Origin of the sequence: Aminobacter sp. BA135 (assembly GCF_050859125.1) — a bacterium.
GTDB classification, from domain to species: Bacteria; Pseudomonadota; Alphaproteobacteria; order Rhizobiales; family Rhizobiaceae; genus Aminobacter; species Aminobacter ciceronei.
The window spans coordinates 1,784,788-1,804,962 of record NZ_CP139572.1 but is presented as its reverse complement, the minus strand read 5'-3'; the positions used below and the strand labels follow the sequence as shown (position 1 = coordinate 1,804,962).

At 64.1% G+C, this 20,175-nt stretch carries 19 protein-coding genes; 9 read left to right on the top strand and 10 right to left on the bottom strand.

What is annotated here, in order from left to right:
* Positions 1-22 precede the first annotated feature (22 nt).
* Both SLT36_RS08845 and SLT36_RS08840 read left to right on the top strand, forming a co-directional pair.
* On the top strand, positions 23-1,261 hold the full coding sequence (locus SLT36_RS08845) for a putative DNA modification/repair radical SAM protein (protein ID WP_432286912.1): 1,239 nt from the start codon (positions 23-25) through the stop codon (positions 1,259-1,261).
* Complete coding sequence (locus SLT36_RS08840) at positions 1,258-2,709, top strand: UdgX family uracil-DNA binding protein (RefSeq protein WP_432286910.1); 1,452 nt, start codon at positions 1,258-1,260, stop codon at positions 2,707-2,709. Before SLT36_RS08845 ends, SLT36_RS08840 begins: the two co-directional genes overlap by 4 nt.
* A 44-nt stretch (positions 2,710-2,753) precedes the next feature.
* Here SLT36_RS08840 and SLT36_RS08835 read toward each other — a convergent pair whose 3' ends face one another.
* The 4 genes from SLT36_RS08835 to SLT36_RS08820 all read right to left on the bottom strand — a co-directional run bounded on the left by SLT36_RS08835 (position 2,754) and on the right by SLT36_RS08820 (position 7,250).
* On the bottom strand, positions 2,754-4,019 hold the full coding sequence (locus tag SLT36_RS08835; RefSeq protein WP_432286908.1) for a glycerate kinase type-2 family protein: 1,266 nt from the start codon (positions 4,017-4,019) through the stop codon (positions 2,754-2,756).
* A gap of 18 nt (positions 4,020-4,037) precedes the next feature.
* On the bottom strand, positions 4,038-4,544 hold the full coding sequence (locus SLT36_RS08830; RefSeq protein WP_432286906.1) for a heme-degrading domain-containing protein: 507 nt from the start codon (positions 4,542-4,544) through the stop codon (positions 4,038-4,040).
* Positions 4,545-4,602: 58 nt separating this feature from the next.
* On the bottom strand, positions 4,603-5,919 hold the full coding sequence (guaD, locus tag SLT36_RS08825; RefSeq protein ID WP_432286904.1) for a guanine deaminase: 1,317 nt from the start codon (positions 5,917-5,919) through the stop codon (positions 4,603-4,605).
* Positions 5,920-6,029: 110 nt separating this feature from the next.
* Positions 6,030-7,250 (bottom strand): urate hydroxylase PuuD, encoded by a 1,221-nt coding sequence (locus SLT36_RS08820; protein ID WP_432286902.1) that lies wholly within the window; start codon positions 7,248-7,250, stop codon positions 6,030-6,032.
* Positions 7,251-7,397: 147 nt separating this feature from the next.
* On the opposite strand from SLT36_RS08820, the gene SLT36_RS08815 reads away from it, so the two are divergent.
* Positions 7,398-8,318 carry a LysR family transcriptional regulator gene (locus SLT36_RS08815; protein WP_067958054.1) on the top strand — a complete coding sequence of 307 codons (921 nt, stop codon included), beginning with the start codon at positions 7,398-7,400 and terminating at the stop codon, positions 8,316-8,318.
* 27 nt (positions 8,319-8,345) lie between these two features.
* Here the strand turns inward: SLT36_RS08815 and SLT36_RS08810 are convergent, their stop codons facing one another.
* Together SLT36_RS08810 and SLT36_RS08805 are read right to left on the bottom strand one after the other, a co-directional pair.
* Positions 8,346-9,692, bottom strand: coding sequence for a serine hydrolase domain-containing protein (locus SLT36_RS08810; protein WP_432286901.1), 1,347 nt, complete (start codon positions 9,690-9,692; stop codon positions 8,346-8,348).
* Between the two features lie 27 nt (positions 9,693-9,719).
* The gene (locus tag SLT36_RS08805; RefSeq protein ID WP_432286899.1) at positions 9,720-10,193 is read right to left on the bottom strand and encodes an SRPBCC family protein; all 474 of its coding nucleotides are present in this window, start codon (positions 10,191-10,193) and stop codon (positions 9,720-9,722) included.
* Positions 10,194-10,315: 122 nt separating this feature from the next.
* Here SLT36_RS08805 and SLT36_RS08800 point away from each other — a divergent pair, with 122 nt between their 5' ends.
* The gene (locus tag SLT36_RS08800; protein WP_286292023.1) at positions 10,316-10,831 is read left to right on the top strand and encodes a winged helix-turn-helix transcriptional regulator; all 516 of its coding nucleotides are present in this window, start codon (positions 10,316-10,318) and stop codon (positions 10,829-10,831) included.
* A gap of 107 nt (positions 10,832-10,938) precedes the next feature.
* Positions 10,939-11,427: a DNA starvation/stationary phase protection protein Dps gene (dps, locus tag SLT36_RS08795; RefSeq protein ID WP_067958045.1), complete on the top strand. Its 489-nt coding sequence runs from the start codon at positions 10,939-10,941 to the stop codon at positions 11,425-11,427.
* A 27-nt stretch (positions 11,428-11,454) separates the two neighbouring features.
* Here dps and xdhC read toward each other — a convergent pair whose 3' ends face one another.
* Genes xdhC through uraH form a run of 4 tightly spaced genes read right to left on the bottom strand, consistent with a single transcriptional unit; the run spans position 11,455 to position 16,554 of the window.
* On the bottom strand, positions 11,455-12,345 hold the full coding sequence (xdhC, locus tag SLT36_RS08790; RefSeq protein ID WP_432286897.1) for a xanthine dehydrogenase accessory protein XdhC: 891 nt from the start codon (positions 12,343-12,345) through the stop codon (positions 11,455-11,457).
* Complete coding sequence (gene xdhB / locus SLT36_RS08785) at positions 12,342-14,702, bottom strand: xanthine dehydrogenase molybdopterin binding subunit (protein WP_432286895.1); 2,361 nt, start codon at positions 14,700-14,702, stop codon at positions 12,342-12,344. The genes xdhC and xdhB overlap by 4 nt, the downstream gene beginning before the upstream one ends.
* Position 14,703: 1 nt before the next feature.
* Positions 14,704-16,185 (bottom strand): xanthine dehydrogenase small subunit, encoded by a 1,482-nt coding sequence (gene xdhA, locus SLT36_RS08780; RefSeq protein WP_432286894.1) that lies wholly within the window; start codon positions 16,183-16,185, stop codon positions 14,704-14,706.
* A 3-nt stretch (positions 16,186-16,188) separates the two neighbouring features.
* On the bottom strand, positions 16,189-16,554 hold the full coding sequence (uraH, locus tag SLT36_RS08775; RefSeq protein ID WP_432286893.1) for a hydroxyisourate hydrolase: 366 nt from the start codon (positions 16,552-16,554) through the stop codon (positions 16,189-16,191).
* Between the two features lie 180 nt (positions 16,555-16,734).
* On the opposite strand from uraH, the gene puuE reads away from it, so the two are divergent.
* Genes puuE through SLT36_RS08755 form a run of 4 tightly spaced genes read left to right on the top strand, consistent with a single transcriptional unit; the run spans position 16,735 to position 20,152 of the window.
* Positions 16,735-18,168 carry an allantoinase PuuE gene (puuE, locus tag SLT36_RS08770; RefSeq protein ID WP_432286891.1) on the top strand — a complete coding sequence of 478 codons (1,434 nt, stop codon included), beginning with the start codon at positions 16,735-16,737 and terminating at the stop codon, positions 18,166-18,168.
* 17 nt (positions 18,169-18,185) lie between these two features.
* Positions 18,186-19,031, top strand: coding sequence for a bifunctional allantoicase/(S)-ureidoglycine aminohydrolase (locus tag SLT36_RS08765; protein ID WP_154386411.1), 846 nt, complete (start codon positions 18,186-18,188; stop codon positions 19,029-19,031).
* Between the two features lie 23 nt (positions 19,032-19,054).
* Positions 19,055-19,555, top strand: a complete 501-nt coding sequence (locus SLT36_RS08760) for an ureidoglycolate lyase (protein ID WP_432288292.1) — start codon at positions 19,055-19,057, stop codon at positions 19,553-19,555.
* 3 nt (positions 19,556-19,558) lie between these two features.
* The gene (locus SLT36_RS08755) at positions 19,559-20,152 is read left to right on the top strand and encodes a nucleoside deaminase (RefSeq protein WP_432286889.1); all 594 of its coding nucleotides are present in this window, start codon (positions 19,559-19,561) and stop codon (positions 20,150-20,152) included.
* Positions 20,153-20,175: the final 23 nt, after the last annotated feature.

The window sequence follows — 20,175 nt, the reverse complement described above, 5'->3', positions numbered from 1 at the left end:
CAAAAGAACATATCATGAACAAATGACAGTTCTTTCGACCCGCGAGAAACTCGCGATCCTTTCCGACGCCGCGAAGTATGACGCTTCCTGCGCCTCGTCAGGCGCCGGCGGGCGCGACTCGCTCAAGTCTGGCGGCATCGGCTCGACCGAGGGCATGGGCATCTGCCACTCCTACGCCCCCGACGGCCGCTGCATCTCGCTGCTCAAGATCCTGCTGACCAATTTCTGCATCTACGATTGCAGCTACTGCATCAACCGCTCGTCCTCCAATGTCCGCCGCGCCCGCTTCACGGTCGACGAAGTGGTGCGGCTGACCATGGATTTTTACAAGCGCAACTACATCGAGGGATTGTTCCTCTCGTCAGGCGTCATTCGCTCGCCCGATGAGACCATGACAGAGATGGTGGAGGTGGCGCGGCGGCTGAGGCTCGACGAGAAATTCGCAGGCTACATCCATCTCAAGACCATCCCCGAGGCGTCTGCCGAGCTGATCGAGAAGGCAGGCCTCTATGCCGATCGCCTGTCGATAAATGTCGAACTGCCGACCGATGAGGGCGTGAAGCGGCTGGCGCCGGAAAAACGGCCGGAGACGATCCGCGTCTCGATGGCAAAGCTGCGTTCGAAGATCGAGGAGAAGGCGGAGCCGACGCTGAGGACGAAGACTCGCGAGCGTTTTGCACCGGGCGGGCAGTCGACGCAGATGATCGTCGGCGCCGACGCCACTTCAGATGCCCGCATCCTCAAGACCAGCGCCCGGCTCTATGGCAGCTACCAGTTGCGCCGCGTCTACTATTCGGCCTTCAGCCCGATCCCCGACGCCTCCTCTGCCCTGCCCCTGAGGAGGCCGCCGCTGATGCGCGAACACCGGCTCTACCAGGCAGATTGGCTGATGCGCTTCTACGGCTTTGAACAGGGCGAGATCCTCGACGGCACGCCGGACGGCATGCTCGACCTGGAGATCGACCCCAAGCTCGCCTGGGCGCTGCGCAACCGCGCCTCCTTTCCCCTCGACGTCAACCGCGCCGACAAGGAGAGGCTGCTGCGCATCCCGGGCCTCGGCACGCGCGCTGTGGAGCGTATCCTGGAGACCCGCCGCTTCAAGCGGTTGCGGCTCGAGGACGTTGGCCGTCTTTGCCAATCCATCACCAAGGTCCGCCCGTTCATCGTCGCCGACGGCTGGTCGCCGGGCGCCGCCACCGACGCTGCACGGCTGCGCGAGGCGATTGCGCCGAGGCCGCGGCAGCTCGAGCTGTTCCGATGACCGGCCATCCCGCTTTGCCACTGGCCGCCTACGCCGTGCATCTCGCCGGCCCGACCGACTTCGACGGCTGGCGCGATGCGGCACGCAGGCTGAGCACCAACGAGGTGAAGCCCGAGGACATCGAATGGCATGTCGGCGGCGAAGGGGACGAGCTGCCGGCGCCGACCCCGGGCGTCGAACTCAGGGTCTCCCGAGATTTCATCGAGCGCGCGGCCATCGTCACCTGCCACAGCGACAGCGAGCGCTTCGCCCTGCTCTATCGGCTGCTGTGGCGGCAGCGCAGCGAGCCTCATTTGCTCCGCATCGCCTCCGACCCCGACGTGCGCCGCTTCGAGGCGATGGAAAAGTCGGTCAGGCGCGACGAGCACAAGATGCATGCCTTCGTCCGTTTCCGGAAGATCGGCGACGGTGACGAAGAGCGCTTCGTCGCCTGGTTCGAGCCTGACCACTTCATCCTCGAATTGGCAGCACCGTTCTTCGTGCGTCGCTTTACCGGCATGCACTGGGCGATCCTGACGCCACATGGCTCGGCTGAATGGGACCGCGAAAGACTGGCGCTAGGCCCCGGCGCTTCGAAGGATGATGCGCCCGCCGCCGACCAGTCGGAGGAGATGTGGCGGACCTATTTCGCCAGCATCTTCAATCCCGCCCGCCTCAAGGTGAAGGCGATGCAGGCGGAGATGCCCAAGAAGTATTGGCGGAACCTTCCCGAGGCGTCGCTCATTCCGGAGCTGATATCAGGCGCCGACGCGGCTGCCCGGGAAATGATCGCGAGGATGCCGACGATGCCCGCAGCGCATCACCAGGCGATACAAGCCAGACACTGGCCGGCTTTGGAGCCGTCGCCGGAGACAGAGGCGCATTCGATCGACGCACTGCGCCAGCAAGCAAGCCAGTGCCGGCGCTGTCCGCTGTGGAGCGAGGCGACGCAGACGGTGTTCGGCGAGGGTTCTGACAATGCCGAACTGGTTTTTGTCGGCGAGCAGCCCGGTGACCAGGAGGACCTGCAGGGCCGGCCATTCGTCGGCCCGGCCGGCAAGATCTTCGACGCGGTGCTCGGCGAAGCCGGCATCGAGCGGACGGCAGTCTACGTCACCAATGCCGTCAAGCACTTCAAGTTCGAACCACGCGGCAAGCGCCGCATCCACAGCAAGCCCAATGCCGGCGAGGTGCAGGCTTGCCGCTGGTGGCTGGCGCAGGAGGTGACACTGCTAAAGCCGAAGCTGATGGTGGCGCTCGGCGCGACCGCGGCACAGTCGCTGCTGGAGGCGCCGGTGGCGATCACCAAACAGCGCGGGCAGACCATCAAACGCGACGACGGCCTCGCCGTTTTCCTGACGATCCACCCGTCCTACATCCTGCGCATCCGCGACCCGCAGGAGGCGGCAGCCGAGCGCGCCCGCTTCGTCGCCGACATCAGGACGGTGCGCGCGATGATGGCAGGCTAACGCAAGGCCAAGACCCGTCCCACCCGGCAAAAGGCGTATGCCAGCTACCGGATCAGGATCGCCCTGAGGTCGTTGACGTTCGTGCCGGTCGGCCCGGGGACGAAAAGATCGCCCACCGAGTTGAACGCCGTCCAGGCATTGTTGCCGGCCAGCATCGCCTTGGCGTCGACGCTGGCAGCATGCATGCGCGAAACTGTGGAGCCGTCGGCAAAGGCGCCGGCATTGTCCTCGGAACCGTCGATGCCGTCGGTATCGGCGGCCAGCGCGTCGATGCCCTGGAGACCGTCGATGCCGATGGCGAAGGCAAGCAGGAACTCGCTGTTGCGGCCGCCCTTGCCCTTGGCCCTAAGGGTCACCGTGGTCTCGCCGCCGGACAGGATCAGCACCGGCTTGTTGAACGGCCGGTTGCGGGTCGCGACTTCGCGGGCGATGGCCGCATGCACGCCACCGACCTCGCGTGCCTCGCCCTCGATGGCGTCGGAGAGGATTACGGTCTCAACGCCCTGCTTGCGCGCGGCTTCGGCGGCAGCGTCGAGCGACACGGCGGCAGAGGCGATGACATGCACCTCGTTGCGGGCGAAGCGCGGGTCGGTCGGCTGCGGCGCGTCGGCGGCAGCCGAGTTGATGTGGGCCATGACATTGGCGGGCAGCGCGATGCGGTAGGTTTCGATCAGGCGCAGCGCATCGGCGCGCGACGCCTCATCAGGCACCGTCGGACCCGAGGCGACCAAAGCGGGATTGTCGCCGGGAATGTCGGACACGACGAGCGAGACGACGCGGGCGGGATGCGCGGCTGCAGCCAGCCGGCCGCCCTTGATGCCTGAAATGTGCTTGCGAATGGTGTTCATCGCCGAGATCGGCGCGCCGGAAGCGAGCAGCGCCTCATTGACGGCGATCTCATCGGCAAGGGTCAGGTTCCCCGCCGGCGACGGCAGCAGCGCCGAGCCGCCGCCCGAGATCAAAGCGACGACGAGGTCGTCCTCGGCCAGGCCGGAGATCGTCTGGAGCAGAAGCTTCGCCGCTTCGAGGCCGTTGGCGTCGGGCACCGGGTGCGAGGCCTCGACGATCCTGATGCGCTCGCAAGGGGCGGCAAAGCCGTAGCGGGTGACCACCACGCCCTCCAACGGTCCGTCCCAGGCTTTTTCGAAAGCGGCCGCCATCTGGGCCGAGCCCTTGCCGGCGCCAATGACAATCGTCCGTCCCTTGGGCTTTGCCGGCAGGTGGCGGCGGATGGTGAGCTCGGGATCGGCGGCCGCCACGGCGGCTTCGAAAACGCTGGTCAGAAACTGCTTCGGGTCGGTCATGGCCATCGGGACGTTCAAACTCTTTCAGCTGTTCGCGACGGGGGGCAAGGCGAGTTCATGGCTGGGAATGCCGAGGTGGGCAGAGATGGCCGCGACGACCACCTCGTGGTCCTGGCGCTCCGGCAGCCCTGAAACGGCAATGGCGCCGATGACGCCGACGCCCTTGACCTTGATCGGGAAACCGCCGCCGGCCAGCACATAGTCTTCGATGGGCAAGGCTTCGCCGATCGGAAAGGTACGGTCCTCGCGGGCCTTGGTCAGCACCATGCGGTAGCTGCTGCGGTGGAAAACCTTGACGACATTGATCTTGCGCCGCGCCCATTCGGTGTTGCCACACGTCGAGCCCGGCAGGGCGCAGTAGAACAAGGTCCGGTCCCAAAGCCTGATGTCGACCACGATCGGCAGCTTTTCGGCAACGGCGCGGGCACGTATGGACGCGCCGATGTCAAAGGCCGCCGCCTCGTCAAAGCCCTCGAAGACCAGCCGGGATTCCTGCTCGGCGACCTTCTTCACGTCATCGGCTGCTGCCATCGTCCGCTCCTCCTTCAGACCAGAGGTCACATGGCAGACGCGAGGCAATGACGCAAGGTCAGGCTGCCTGATCCATCGTCGTCTTGGCCGCTTTGCCTGCGACATAAACTTCCACCACGGCGCGGTCGTCGCCGAGCGTCTGCAGCAAGAACAGCTCCTCGGCCAGCGTGCCGCAGCGCTCCATCCTGAGCCGCATGCCAGGCGTGGCGCGAGCATTGAGCACCACGAGGTCGGCATCCGTGCCGACGTCGAGCGTGCCGACCTTGTCTGCGATCGACAGCGCCTCGGCATTGCCGCGCGTCAGCTGCCAGTAGGAAGCCAGCGGGTTCAGCTTCTCGCCGTTGAGCGCAATGACCTTGTAGGCCTCGTCCATGGTGCGCAGCATCGAATAGTTGGTGCCGCCGCCGACGTCGGTGGCGGTGGCGATCCGGAGCGGCCTGTCGCGCTTGCGGTAGCGCTGGTAGTCGAACAGGCCCGAGCCAAGGAACAGGTTGGAGGTCGGGCAGAACACGGCGATCGAGCCATGCTCGGAGATCGCGTCGGATTCACGCTCGCCGAGATGGATGCAATGGCCGAGCAACGTGCGTTTGCCGAGCAGACCGTAATGTTCGTAGACGTCGGTATAGTCGCGCGACCAGGGATAGAGCTCCTGGGTGAAGGCAATCTCGGCGTGGTTTTCCGACAGATGCGTCTGGATGTGCAGGTCGGGATGCTCGCGCGCCAGCTGGCCGGCCATCTCCATCTGCTCGGGGGTCGAGGTGATGGCGAAGCGCGGCGTAATGGCATAGTGCTGGCGGCCCTTGCCGTGCCATTCCTTGATCAATGCCTTGGTGTCGTCATAGCTCGCCTGCGGCGTATCGAGCAGACCGTCGGGGGCATTGCGGTCCATCATCACCTTGCCGGCGATGTTGAGCATGTTGCGCTCATGCGATTCGGCGAAGAACGCCTCGGCCGACTGCTTGTGCACCGAGCAATAGGCGGCAACGGTCGTCGTGCCGTGGCGCACCATCTCGTCGAGGAACAGGCGCGCGATGCGGCGGCCATGCTGGGTGTCGATGAAGCGCGTTTCCTCGGGGAAGGTGTACTTGTTCAGCCATTCCAGCAGCTCGGCGCCATAGGACGCAATGATCTGCATCTGCGGGATATGGACATGCCCATCGATGAAGCCGGGCAGGATCAGATGCGGGCGATGGTCGACGACCTTGGCGTCACCGGCCTGGGCCTCGATCTTCGAATAGGCGCCGACGGCCGCGATCTTACCGTCGCGCATCAGCACCGCACCATCTTCCTCATAGGCATAGGACGCATGGTCGTCTGCGCTGTCGGGCCAGCGCAGGAAGGACAAGGTACGGCCGCGAAGGAGTGTGGTGGTCATGATCGAACTCTACAGGCTTTCTGGCGTGGCGACATCGCGGCCCAGGTCAGCGCGCGAAGGATTGGGCGCGTCAGCTGCGCCTTTGGCTTTCAATCTTCAGGTCGCAGGCGCTATTTGCGCGCCTGTTCATACCAGGCGACCAGCAACGCCCGCTCCTCGGGTGTGATCTGGGTCACGTTGGCCGGCGGCATGGCATGGCTGCGGCCAGCCTGCAGGTAAATCTCCCGCGCATGCAAGGCGATCGCGTTGTCGGTCTCCAGCACCACGCCCTTGGGCGCATGATAGACGCCCTCGTAGGACGGCTCGTTGGCGTGGCACATGGCGCAGCGGCCGAGAACGGTATCACGAACCTTGGGGAACTGCGCGGCGGCGATGTAGGGCTCGGTGGTGACGGAGGCATTCTTGTCCTCGCCGGTCAGAACCTTGGGCACCGTCGACAGCCACATGATGACGACGAACAGCAGCGCGGCGGCGAGCCAGGTCCAGTGCGGATTGCCTTCGCGCTTGTGCACCGTGTTGAAGTAGTGGCGGATCAAGACGCCGATGATGAAGATCAGCGCGGCGATGATCCAGTTGAACTCGGTGCCGAAGGCCAGAGGGTAGTGGTTCGACAGCATCAGGAACACGACCGGCAGGGTCAGATAGTTGTTGTGCGTCGAGCGGGTCTTGGCGATCTTGCCGTATTTCGGGTCAGGTTTGCGGCCGGCGATGAGGTCGGCGACGACGATCTTCTGGTTCGGGATAATGACCATGAAGACGTTGGCCGACATGATCGTCGCGGTGAAGGCACCGAGATGCAGGAAGGCGGCGCGGCCGGTAAACAGCTGCGTATAACCCCAGCTCATGAACACGACGACGACATAGAGGATGATCATGAGAAGCGTGTCGTGGTCGCCGAGCTTCGACTTGCAGAGCAGGTCATAGACGATCCAGCCGAGACCGATCGAGGCGAGCGAAATGGCGATGGCGACAGGCGCCGACACGTCGAGCACGTTGCGGTCGACAAGGAACAGCTCGGCGCCGCCGTAATAGACCAGGCAGAGCAGCGTGAAGCCGGAAAGCCAGGTGGCGTAGGATTCCCACTTGAACCAGGTCAGGTGCTCCGGCATCTGGGCCGGCGCCACCAGGTATTTCTGGATGTGGTAAAAGCCGCCGCCATGAACCTGCCATTCCTCGCCATGGGCGCCGACCGGCAGGCCGTCATGCTTGCGCAGCCCGAGATCAAGCGCGATGAAGTAGAACGACGAGCCGATCCAGGCCATGGCGGTGATGACATGCAGCCACCGCACGGCGAAGCTCGCCCAGTCCATGAAAAACGCCAAGTCGTACATCCGCCGTCCCTTTTTCGCAGCGTGCCGATCTTACGATGCCCGATGCATTGGGGAAGTGAAAGGATTCGCGATGACTTTCAAAAAAATCTGGAAAATACTAGCGTAGCGCTGCACGGCACAAGCCGGCTATGGAACCATCGGTCTCGCATGGCATATCTCGACAACATCGCGGTCTTCGTTCGCGTCGTGGAACTCGGCAATCTTTCTGCCGCGGGCCGCGACATGCGCATTTCGCCGGCGGTCGCCTCCAACCGCATCAAGGAGCTGGAGAAGCACCTCGGCGTGCGCCTGTTCAACCGCACGACGCGCCAGTTGATGCCGACCGAGCACGGCAACGTGTTCTATTCCGGCGCCAAGCAGGTTCTGGAAGCGATCACCGAGGCCGAAGCCGCCGTCTCGGCGCTTTCCGGCCAGCCGCGCGGCACCATCCGCGTCACCGCCCCGCTCGGTCTTGGCCGTCGGCTTGTCGCCTCGGGCATTCCCGAATTCCACGACAAATATCCCGACATCGAGGTCAGGCTCAGGCTTTCGGACCACAATGTCGATATCCTCAAGGAAGGTCTCGACGTCGCCTTCCGGCTCGGCGTGATCGAGGATTCCAGCCTCAGGATGCGCGGCATCATGGAATGCGAGCGTGTGCTGGTCGCAGCACCCAAATATCTGGAAAAGCGCGGCGAACCGGAAAGCGCCAATGAGCTGATCGGCAAGAAGCATGACTGCCTGATGCTGCGTTATCCCGGCTCACGCGAGTATTTCTGGACGTTGGAGACGCCCAACGGGCCGACCAAATTCGAGGTCCACGGCCCGTTCGATTCCGACGACGGCGACGTGCTGACCGGCTGGGCGCTGGCCGGGCGTGGCATCATCAACAAGCCGCGCTTCGAGGTCGAGCCCTTCATCCGCGACCAGCGGCTGAAGATCATCCTGCCGCAGACGCCGCCGACGCCGGTGCAGTTTGCCGCCGTCTATCCGCACAAGAAGCTGCAGGACCCGAAGGTCCGGCTGCTGCTCGACTTCATGGCGGAGCGCTGCCACAAGCTGATCAAGGATATCCTTGCTGGCAAGTGAGGCGGGCGAAGATGTTAGGCCGGCACCTCATCCCTCGATCGCCTGGTAGGCCGAGGTCCAGAAGTCGACATAGTGCTTGGGCGCCTCGGGCGAGTCCATCAGCTTCTGGGACAGCAGGATGCCGGCAAAGTCATTGGCCGGGTCGGCATAGGCAGAGGTGCCATAGCCGCCGTCCCAGCCGAACCTTCCCGGCGTCGTAAAGAGATTGTCGCGCTTGAGCGCGACCGACATGCCGAGCCCCCAGCCGGAATTGCCGTTGAAGAACATCGCAGCGCTCGCCTTCTGCTCGTCGGTGAGCTGGTCTGACGTCATCAGCTCGACCGAAGCGCGCGACAATATGCGCTCGCTGCCGAGCCTGCCCCTGCCCAGCATCATGCGCTGAAAGGCGAGATAGTCGTCGGCTGTCGAGACAAGCCCGCCGCCACCGGATTCGAAAATGGCCGGCCTGGCGAACAGCCCGCCCTTGGCCTCGTCATAGACGCCGAGCTTGCCGCTCTGGAAATCCCTGGAATAGGCGGTAGCAAGCCTGTCGACCTTCTCGGCCGGCACATGGAAGCCGGTGTCCTTCATGCCGAGCGGGCCAAAGATGCGCTCCTGCATGAAGGCGGACAAGGGCTGGCCGGCAACGCGCGCGACAAGCACCCCGGCGACGTCGAGGCCGGTGTGATACAGCCAGCCCTGGCCAGGCTGATACGCGAGCGGCAGGGAGCCGACGGCCTTCATGAAGGCATCGGGCGAGCCGCGGTACAGGTCGGCACTCGGCGCGATGCCGGCCTCCGCCATCGCATGCTGCACCGGATAGGCGAAGGGATAGACCATGATCGCGCCGACGCCGAAGCGCAAGGTGAGCAGGTCGCGCAGCGTGATTGCCCTGTTGGCCGGAACCGTATCGGTGAGCGGGCCGTCGACACTCTTCAGCACCTTGCGCTCGGCGAGTTCAGGCAGCCATTTGTCGACAGGGTCGTCGAGACGCAACCTGGATTCCTCGACCAGGATCATCGCCGCGACTGCGGTGACCGGCTTGGTCAGCGAGGCAATGCGGAAGATGCTGTCGCGCTGCATCGGCGCCGAACCGTCAAGCGCCAGCTTGCCTGCGGCCTCGACATGGGTCTCGCCGCCGCGACTGACCGCCCAGACGAGACCCGGCACGTCCCCGCTGTCGACATGACCGGCCATGACCTTGCGCATCCGCTCGAGTCGGTCGGTTGCGAAGTTACCTGTGCTCATCGGCGTGCTCCCTGTTGCCGCGGACGTGGCCGAAGCCGTTGTCGTCGATGCATCCTGCGCGCCTGCTGATGTCGGCGCGGCAAGGACAGCCGACACCGCCAGTCCCTTGATCAGGCTACGACGATCCAGGCCCGAAGACATGTTCATGTTGGCCTCCTTGCGTTCGCTGCCGCCCTATGCGGCAGCTGGGAGCTTCTCGACTTCGCCGGCCAGGATATCGAGCAGCCCCCTGCAGCCGGCTTCGCGGTCGACAGAGCCGTCCTGTCCATTGAGGAACGAATCCTGCTCGACATAGGTCAGCCTCGTGCCATTGCCTTCGGGTTTGAACTCGATGCTGGCGAGCGACGCCGAAAAGCTGACACCAGCAAGCGCCATGACATAGGCGATGACGATGCTCTGGTCGGCGACGATGTCGAGATAGGTCGTGTCGTTGGAAATCTCGGGGCCGCCCTGAAAGCGGAAACGGCTGCGCTCCAAGCCGCCGACACGGAAATCGAGCGAGAATTCGTCGACCTCCCAGCCTTCGCCTTCGGCGAACCAGCGGCGCTTGCGCTCGGCATCGGAGAAGGCGGCGAACACCTCGGCGGGCGAGGCCGCGTAATATCGATCGATGCTGAAGCTGGCCTGAATTGTTGCCATCGCGGTCATGTCTCTCTCCATCAAATCAGCTGCCCCTGCCTTTGGCAATCACAACTGGTTGCGTATCTTAACCAGTTGCAAAATAGGCTGACTGATTTTATATTGCAACTGGTTTTTTGGAGACACTTTGCATGAACCAGCAGCATCGGTCGGGCTGTCCGATCAACCTCACCCTCGAGGTGGTCGGCGACAAATGGAGCCTCATCGTCCTGCGTGACATGATGTTCGGCAATCGACGGCACTTTCGCGAGTTGCTGACGCAGTCTGAGGAAGGCATCGCCTCCAACATACTCGCCGACCGGCTGCGTCGGCTGCTCGACGACGGGCTGATCAGCAAGGCCGACGATCCCAGCCACAAGCAGAAGGCGATCTACTCCCTGACCGAGATGGCGATAGAGTTGCTGCCGGTCTTCGCCCAGATCGCCGCCTGGGGCCGCAAATGGCTGCCGGTCAGCGAAGAGCTCAGCATCCGCGCCGAACTGCTGGAAAAGGGTGGGCCTGAGATGTGGGAGCGCTTCATGGAGGAGCTGCGCACCGACCATCTCGGCGAGCCGCTGTCGGAGGCAGCGCAACAACGGCTTCCGGTGCGCCTGGAACTGCAGGCGGCCTATCTCGAAGTCGTCGCCCGTAACGCCGGATCAGCTTGATTTTCCACTAGGCCAGCCCGGAACCGAACTGTCATATGGCTGTTGTAGCCTGCGTGAGCCGCCTGCCAGTCGCCGGGCGGCGCGACCAGCCATCAAGGAGCAGGCACGTGATTTCCCATCCGACGCGCAACGATCTCAAATCCAACGCCAAGAAGGTTTCGATCGAGCTTCTCAACGCCCGGCTCGCCGATGCGATCGACCTGGCGCTGATCACCAAGCAGGCGCACTGGAACGTCAAGGGGCCGCACTTCATCGCCATCCACGAGATGCTGGACGGCTTCCGCAAGGATTTGGACGAACACGTCGACACCATCGCCGAACGCGTCGCCCAGCTCGGCGGTGCCGCCCTAGGCACCTCGCAGGTCGTCGTCGAGGCCAGCAAACTGAAGCCCTATCCGACCGACATCTCCAAGACCAAGGATCATATCGCAGCTCTGATCGACCGCTATGCAGACGCCGCGAAAAGCGTGCGCACGGCCATCGACGAGACTGGAGAGGCCGGCGACGCCGATACCGCCGATATCTTCACGGCCTATTCGCGCACGCTCGACAAGTCGCTGTGGTTCCTCGAAGCCCACATCCAGGAAAGCGAATAGCCGCCGGCCTGGTTGCCGCCACGCCGGTCAGTTCGCGCTGAAAAGCGCGGTCATGATCTCGGCTGCGGCGAGCGCCGCAATGACGGCGGGACGCTTGTCTTTCACCGCGTCACCGCCGATCGGACAGATCAGCCTCGCGACTTGTTCGTCGCTGCCACCTGCGGTCTTGAGAAACCAGCTCCTGAACGTCGCCTTCTTGGTCTTGGAGCCGATCATGCCGACATAACAGGTGTCATCGCGCTTCAATGCCTCGGCGACGATCAGGAAGTCGAGCGCGTGGTCGTGGGTCAGAACGACGAAGGCCGAGCCTGAGGGGGCTTCGCGCACCATCTCTTCCGGCACAGGCGTCAGCCGCGTCACGACATTGTCGGGCATGCCTTCCAGCGCGTCGGCGCGGGTCTCGACGACGACGACATTGAGCGGCAGAAGCGCGAAGGCCGATGCCAATGCCTGCCCGACATGGCCGCCGCCAAAGACATAGACATGCGGACGCGCGGCATCCGACGCCTCGGCTGCGGCCAACAGATCGGCGCGCATCGCTTCGTCGACATTCCTGACGGCAACCTCGACGCGGCCACCGCAGCACTGGCCGATCTCCGGCCCGAGCGGAATGTCCAGGGTCAGGCTTTCCTTGGTTTCACTGGTATGGTCGAGATAGCGCGCCGGGACGGGATCGCCGGTGACGTGCTCCATGACCGTGCTGCGCTTGGACGAACCGGCCAACATGGCACGCGCAGTGTCGATCGCCATGAATTCCAGCTGACCGCCGCCGATGGTGCCGAAAATGCGCTGCGGCGACACCAGCATCCACGCGCCTTTTTCGCGCGGGGTCGAGCCCCTGGCCTCGGCCACCTCGACCAGCGCCACCGAAGGCGCTGCGTCAAGGAAGGCCCGGAGGCTCTTGGCGGTCGCGGTCACTTGGCCTGGGCCGCCTCTGCCCGGAGGCGTTCGATCGCCATCAGCACGCGCTCGGGCGTCGCCGGAGCATCGAGGCGCGGACAGATCCTGTGGTCGGCGACACTTGCCACTGCATCCGACAGCGCATGCAGCACTGCCATGCCATGCGGTAGCGGCGGCTCGCCGACAGCCTTTGAACGATGGATCGTCGGCTCATAAGCCTCGGACCAGTCGGTCAGCGCGACGTTGAAGACCTTGGGCCGGTCGGAAGCGAGCGGGATCTTGTAGGTCGACGGCGCATGCGTGCGCAGCCGACCCTTGCCATCCCACCACAACTCTTCGGTGGTCAACCAGCCCATGCCCTGGATGAAGCCGCCCTCGACCTGGCCGATATCGATGGCCCGGTTCAGCGAACGACCGGTGTCATGCAGGATGTCGGCGCGCTCGACGACATATTCGCCGGTCAAAACGTCGACCGATACCTCGGCGCAGGCCGCGCCATAGGCGTAGTAGTAGAAGGCATGGCCCCTGCCCTTGCTGCGGTCCCAATGGATCTTCGGCGTCTTGTAGTGGCCGGCGGCCGACAGCTGGATGCGGTTGAGATAGGCCTGCTTGACCAGCTCGTTGAAGGCAATCTCCTGATTGCCGACGCGCACGCGGTTGGGCAGGAACACCACCTGGTCGGCCGGCACCTGGTACTTCTCGGCGGCGAAGTCGGTCAGCCGCTTGCGGATCTGCCGCGCCGCATCCTGGGCCGCCATGCCGTTGAGGTCTGCGCCCGACGATGCTGCCGTGGGTGCGGTGTTGGGCACCTTGGCCGTGGTGGTCGCGGTGATCTTCACGCGGTCGAGGTCGATCTGGAACTCTTCCGCCACCACCTGCGCCACCTTGAGATGGAGGCCCTGCCCCATCTCGGTACCGCCATGGTTCATGTGCACCGAGCCGTCGGAATAGACATGCACCAAGGCACCGGCCTGGTTTGACTCGGTTTTGGTAAACGAGATGCCGAACTTGACCGGCGTCATCGCCAGACCGCGCTTGACGAAGCGGCTGTTGGCGTTGAAGGCTGCGATCTCGCGGCGGCGGCGTGAATATTGCGCGCTGTCCTCGAGCTCGGCGACGATGCGCTGGATGATGCAGTCCTCGACCTTCTGGTGATAGGGCGTGAGGTTGCGTTCGCCCGGCGTGCCCATCGGATCGTAGAAATTCAGCTTGCGGATTTCGAGCGAGTCCTTGCCGACGGCAAAGGCAACCTCGTCGATGACGCGCTCGGCGCCGACCATGCCCTGCGGGCCGCCGAAGCCGCGGAACGCCGTGTTCGACACCGTATTGGTGTAGAGCGGCGCCGACTTGGCGTGCACGTTGGGATAGAAATAGGCGTTGTCGCAGTGGAACAGCGCGCGGTCGCCCACTGGGCCCGACAAATCGGCCGAGAAGCCGGCATTGAGCGCGAACATGTAGTCGACGCCGAGGATGCGGCCCTCGTCGTCGAAACCGACCTCGTAGTCGATGGCGAAGTCGTGGCGCTTGCCGGTGGCGGTCATGTCCTCGTCACGGTCGAGACGGACCTTGACGGCGCGCTTGTGCTTCTTGGCGGCGATCGCGGCGATCGCAGCACACTGGTTGGCCTGGGTTTCCTTGCCGCCAAAGCCGCCGCCCATGCGCCGCACTTCGACCTGCACCGCATGGCTCGGCACGCCGAGCACGTGGGAGACGAGATGCTGCGTCTCGCTCGGTCCCTGCGTCGAACAATAGACTGTTACCTCGTCGTCCTCGCCGGGCACGGCGAGCGAGACCTGGCCTTCGAGATAGAAATGGTCCTGGCCGCCGAGCTTCATCCGCCCCTTCACCCGCCGCGGAGCAGCGGCTATCGCCGCCGCCGCGTCGCCGCGATTGAGCGTCAGCGGCGTCGTCACCTGCTTGTCGTTCTCGGGGTCGAGGTCCCAGATACCGAAGATCGCCGCCAACTCTTCATACTCGATCTTGGCAAGGCGCGCCGCCTGGCGGGCCTGCTCGCGGGTCGTGGCGACGACGGCGAAGATCGGCTGGCCATGGAACTGGACTTTGCCCTCGGCCAGGACCGGGTCGTCATGCATGCCACTCGGCGACACGTCGTTCTCGCCGGGCACGTCGGCATAGGTCAGCACGTCGACGACGCCGGGGGCCGCGCGAACAGCCGCGAGGTCGACCGACTTCAGCGTGCCATGGGCGACATTGGACAGGCCGAGGCCGATATGCAGCGTGCCTGCCGGTTCCGGCATGTCGTCGATGTAGATCGCCTCGCCGGCGACGTGCTTGTGGGCGGAGTCGTGGCGCTGGTCGCTGTGGACGCCGCCGGAGATCTTGGCGGCCTTGAGGTTCGGTTGATGCTGGGTCATGTCACGCAGCCTCGTATCTCGACACCGTCAACGGCGCCTTGGTGTCTGTCGTCTCCATGTAGAAACGCAACAGCAGGTTCCTCGCCGCCAGCGCACGGTATTCGGCGGTGGCGCGCATGTCGGTCAGCGGCGTGAAGTCCTCGGCGTATTTGGCCATAGCTGCCTCCACCGTTGCTTCGGTCCAGGGCTGGCCGACGAGTGCCGCCTCGACCGCGCTGGCGCGCTTCGGGGTCGCCGCCATGCCGCCATAGGCGATGCGGGCTTCGGCGACGGTGCCATCCTTGGCAAGGCTCAGCCAGAAGGCGCCGAGTGTTGCGGTGATGTCCTCGTCGCGGCGCTTGGTGATCTTGTGGACCGCGAAATGGACGCCCTTCGACGGCACCGGCACATGCACCGCTTCGACGAACTCGCCCGGCGCACGATCCTGCTTGCCGTAGGCGATGAAGAAGTCCTGCAGCGAAATCGTCCGCCGCGTCTTGCCCTTGCGCAGTGTGAGCGTCGCGCCAAGCGCGATCAGTGGCGGCGGCGTATCGCCGATCGGCGAGCCATTGGCGATGTTGCCGCCAATGGTGCCCATATTGCGCACCTGCTGGCCGCCGATGCGGTCGATAAGTGGGCCGAGTGCCGGAATGTGCCGCGACAGCGTCTCGAAGGCTTCGGTGTAGGTGACGCCGGCGCCGATTGATATGACTCCCTTGTCATGTGACAGGTCCTGCAGGCCCTCGATGTTGGCGATGAAGACGACTGGCGCGATCTTGCGCATATGCTTGGTGACCCAGAGGCCGACATCGGTCGAGCCGGCGACCACGGTTGCTGTCGGCTCTGCTTCGAGCACGGCGGCGAGATCGTCGACAGTTGCCGGGATGACGAAGCGGTCCTTGCCTTCGCCGACCTCGACGCGGACGCCGTCACGGAAGGCTTCGAGCCGTGCGGTGATCGCCTTGCGCTCGACCAGCAGCGGATCCTTGGCGACCTTGCCGTAGTCTGAGATGGCCCGCGCAGCGCGCATGATGGCCTCGTAGCCGGTGCAGCGGCAGAGATTGCCCTGCAGCGACTTTTCGATCTCGGCGTCCGAGGGCTCCGGCGATTTCATCCACAGCCCGTACAGCGACATGACGAAGCCCGGCGTGCAGAAGCCGCATTGCGAGCCGTGGAAGTCGACCATCGCCTGCTGCACAGGGTGCAGCCTGTCGCCGCCACCGGCAAGATGCTCGACCGTAACCACATGGCAACCGTCGAGCGAGCCCATGAAGCGGATGCAGGCATTGACACTTTCATAGGTGAGCTTGCCGCCGGAGAGGCGGCCGACCAGCACCGTGCAGGCGCCGCAGTCACCTTCGGCGCAGCCCTCCTTGGTGCCGCGCAGCGAGCGCTGCAGGCGGAGATAGTCGAGCAGCGTGGCGTCTGCAGCGACGTCGGAAAGCTTGATGTCCTCGCCGTTGAGGATGAAGCGGATGTGATTGCGTGTCTTGACCATCGTCATGGCTCAACTGCCCCGATAGGTGGAATAGCCGAAGGGGGAAATCAGCAGCGGCACATGATAATGCGTCGGCTCGGCCATGCCAAAGCGGATCGGCACGATGTCGAGGAAAGCCGGCTTCGGCAGCTCGGTGCCCAGGCCACGGAGATAATCGCCGGCAGCGAAGACCAGCTCGTACTCCCCGGCCAGGAACTCATCGCCGGCCAGAAGCGGCGCATCGCAGCGTCCGTCGGAATTGGTGGCGACCTTCTTCAGCAGCGTGCGTGCGTCGCCGTCGAGCCGGAACAGCGAAATCACCAGGCCTTCGGCAGGCTTTCCGGTCGCAGTATCAAGGACATGGGTTGTGAGGCGTCCGCCTTCGGCCTTTGTCATTCGCTCTCCCTATTGGCGCTGAACGCCATCATCATAGATTTTGCGCCATTTAAGGCCATTGCATAAGGTGCGGTCGAGCAGAGCACTACAAAAAGACTTTCAAATTTTTTCGAGGGAATGTCTGACGCACCTTTCGTTATTCTGCTCAAGTGCCCGGCAAGAATCCGGTTTTGAGGGAACATGCGTTACGTAAGAGATATGCGCGGCTACGGCGCAAACCCACCCCACCCGCAATGGCCTGGCAACGCGAATGTTTGCGTACAGTTCGTGGTCAACTACGAAGAGGGCGGCGAAAACAACATCCTGCATGGCGACGCCGCTTCGGAAGCGTTCCTGTCGGAGGTGGTCGGCGCGGCGCAATGGCCGGGCAAGCGCCACTGGAACATGGAATCGATCTACGAATACGGTGCCCGCGCCGGCTTCTGGCGGCTCCACCGCATGTTCACTGAAGCCAATGTGCCTGTCACCGTCTATGGCGTGGCGACAGCCCTTGCACGTTCGCCCGACCATGTCGCGGCGATGCAGGATGCCGACTGGGAAATCGCCTCTCACGGCCTGCGCTGGATCGACTACCGCGATCATGCGGAAGCCGACGAACGCGCCGACCTGATCGAAGCTATACGCCTGCACACCGAAGTGGTCGGCGAACGCCCCAAGGGCCTCTATCTCGGCCGCACCTCGGTCTATTCGGTGCGGCTCGCCGCTGCCGAAGGCGGCTTCGAGTGGATTTCCGACACCTATGACGACGAGCTGCCCTACTGGCTCGACCATGACGGCCACGGCAACGCGATTTCACCCCAACTGGTCATCCCCTACACGCTCGACGCCAACGACATGCGTTTTGCCACAGCCCAAGGCTTCAATTCGGGCGACCAGTTCTACGCCTATCTCAAGGACAGCTTCGACACGCTCTATCGCGAGGGTGCCGCTGGCCGACCGCGCATGATGAGTATCGGCCTGCACTGCCGCCTTGTCGGCCGCCCGGGCCGCGCCGAGGCGCTGCGCCGTTTCATCGAATATGTACAGGGTCACGACAAGGTCTGGCTGGCCCGCCGCCAGGACATCGCCCAGCACTGGCGCGACACCCACCCCTACCAGCCGCAGGCGCTGCGTCCCTCGCGCATGGGCCGCGATGAGTTCGTCCAGCGCTTCGGCTCGATCTTCGAGCATTCGCCCTGGATCGCCGAGCGCGCTTTCGAATTCGAGCTCGGTCCGGCGCACGACAGCGCCGGCGGCCTGCACAACGCACTCTCCCGCGCCTTCCGCTCGGCGAGCGAGTCGGAGCGGCTCGGTGTTTTGACCGCCCACCCCGACCTTGCCGGCAAGTTGGCCCAGGCCAAGCGCCTGACCGAGGAGTCGACGAAGGAGCAGGCCTCCGCCGGTCTCGACGCGCTGACCGACGCCGAGCGTGCCCGCTTCACCGAGTTCAACACCACCTATGTCGAGAAGTTCGGCTTCCCCTTCATCATCGCCGTGCGCGACAATGACAAGGCAAGCATCCTCAAGGCATTCGAGACCCGCATCGCCAACAACCGCGACCAGGAATTCCTGACTGCCTGCAAGCAGGTGGAACGTATCGCCTGGTATCGACTTCACGACCTCCTTCCCCGCTGAGACCCCCGTCAGAAACCATGACAAAACGCTCCTACTACGCGCCGAAAGGCGGCCTGCCTCCCCAGACGGATCTGATCACCGATCGCGCCGTCTTCACCGAAGCCTATGCAGTGATTCCGAAGCGCGAGTTTTCGGACATCGTCACCAGCTTCCTGCCGCACTGGGACAAGGCGCGCGCGTGGGTGATCGCCCGCCCGCTGTCGGGCTTCGCCGAGACCTTCTCGCAATACATCATGGAAGTGCAGCCTGGTGGCGGCAGCGATAGGCCGGAGCCGGACGCGGGCGCCGAGGGCGTGTTCTTCGTCGTCGAAGGCGAAGTGACCGTAACGATTGCAGGCAAGAGCCATGTGCTGACGCCGGGCGGCTATGCCTATTTGCCGCCGGCGAGCGGGTGGACGATGCGCAACACCGGTTCGGAAACCACGCGGTTCCACTGGATCCGCAAAGCCTATGAGTATGTCGACGGCCTCGACACGCCCGATCCACTGTTCCTCAACGAAAACGACATCGCGCCCAACCCGATGCCCGACACCAACGGCGCCTGGGCGACCACACGCTTCGTCGACCCCAACGACCTGCGCCACGACATGCATGTCACTGTGGTCACCTTCGAGCCGGGCGGCATCATTCCCTTCCCTGAAACCCACGTCATGGAGCACGGCCTCTACGTGCTCGAGGGCAAGGCGGTCTACCGGCTGAACAACGACTGGGTCGAGGTCGAGGCTGGCGACTTCATGTGGCTGCGCGCCTTCTGCCCGCAAGCCTGTTATGCCGGTGGCCCCGGCAAGTTCCGCTACCTGCTCTACAAGGACGTCAACCGCCACATGCAGCTCGGCGCCTTTAACGCCACGCGCCGCCGCTAAGGACCAAAGCCATGTCGGGTGAGATGAAGCGGATCGTCGCCAAGCCGCTGACGCGGGAGAACTTCGCCGAGTTCGGCGAGGTGATCGACACCAACTGCGACACGCACTACCCGATCAATTCAGGCAAATGCGAGCGCTACCATGCGCTCGCCCGCGCCGAGGCCGCCGGTCCGGACGGCCACGTCATCATCAACATCTTCAAGGGAACGCCCTACGAATTCCCGCTGAAGCTCTCAATGGTCGAGCGCCATCCCTTCGGCAGCCAGGCCTTCATTCCGCTGTCGCCGCGCCCCTACCTCGTCATCGTCTGCCACGACGTCGGCGACGGCCCGGGTGAGCCGCACGCCTTCATCACCGCACCCGGCCAAGGCGTCAACTATCCCCGCAACCTCTGGCACGGCGTGCTGACGCCGATCGGCGAAAGCCAGGATTTCGTCGTCGTCGACCGCGGCGGCACCGGCCCCAATCTCGAAGAGTTCCATTTCTCGCACCCTTACGAAATCACCCTTCCTGAAGGCTTATGACTCATGGCCGAACTGTCGCTCATTGAACGCCTCTTCGACGTCATCGAACACGACATCGTGCCCAAGACCGTCGAAGGCGTGACGAAGGGCAACAAGCTGTTCGGCGCTGCCCTGCTCGCCAAGGACGATCGCTCGTTGGTGCTGGCCGAGACCAACAACGAGCTCGAAAACCCGCTCTGGCACGGCGAGATGCATTGCCTGAAGCGCTTCTATGAGATGCCCAAGGCAACCCGCGCCGACACCAAGGACCTGATCTTCCTGTCGACTCACGAGCCCTGCTCGCTGTGCCTGTCGGCCATCACCTGGGCCGGCTTCGACAATTTCTACTACCTTTTCAGCCACGAGGATTCGCGCGACAGCTTCGCCATCCCGCATGATTTGAAGATTCTGAAAGAGGTCTTCACGCTGGAGCCCGGCGGCTACAACGCCGAGAACGCCTACTGGAAGAGCTTCTCGCTGCGCAAGCTGGTGCGCGAATTGCCGGATGCCGACCGCAAGCGGCTGGAGGAGCGGGTCGCCAGGATCTCCAGGCGCTACGACGAAATGTCGGAGACCTACCAGGAGCGCAAGGCCGACAACGACATCCCGTTGAACTGACGCGATTTGGCCAGTGAATTCCG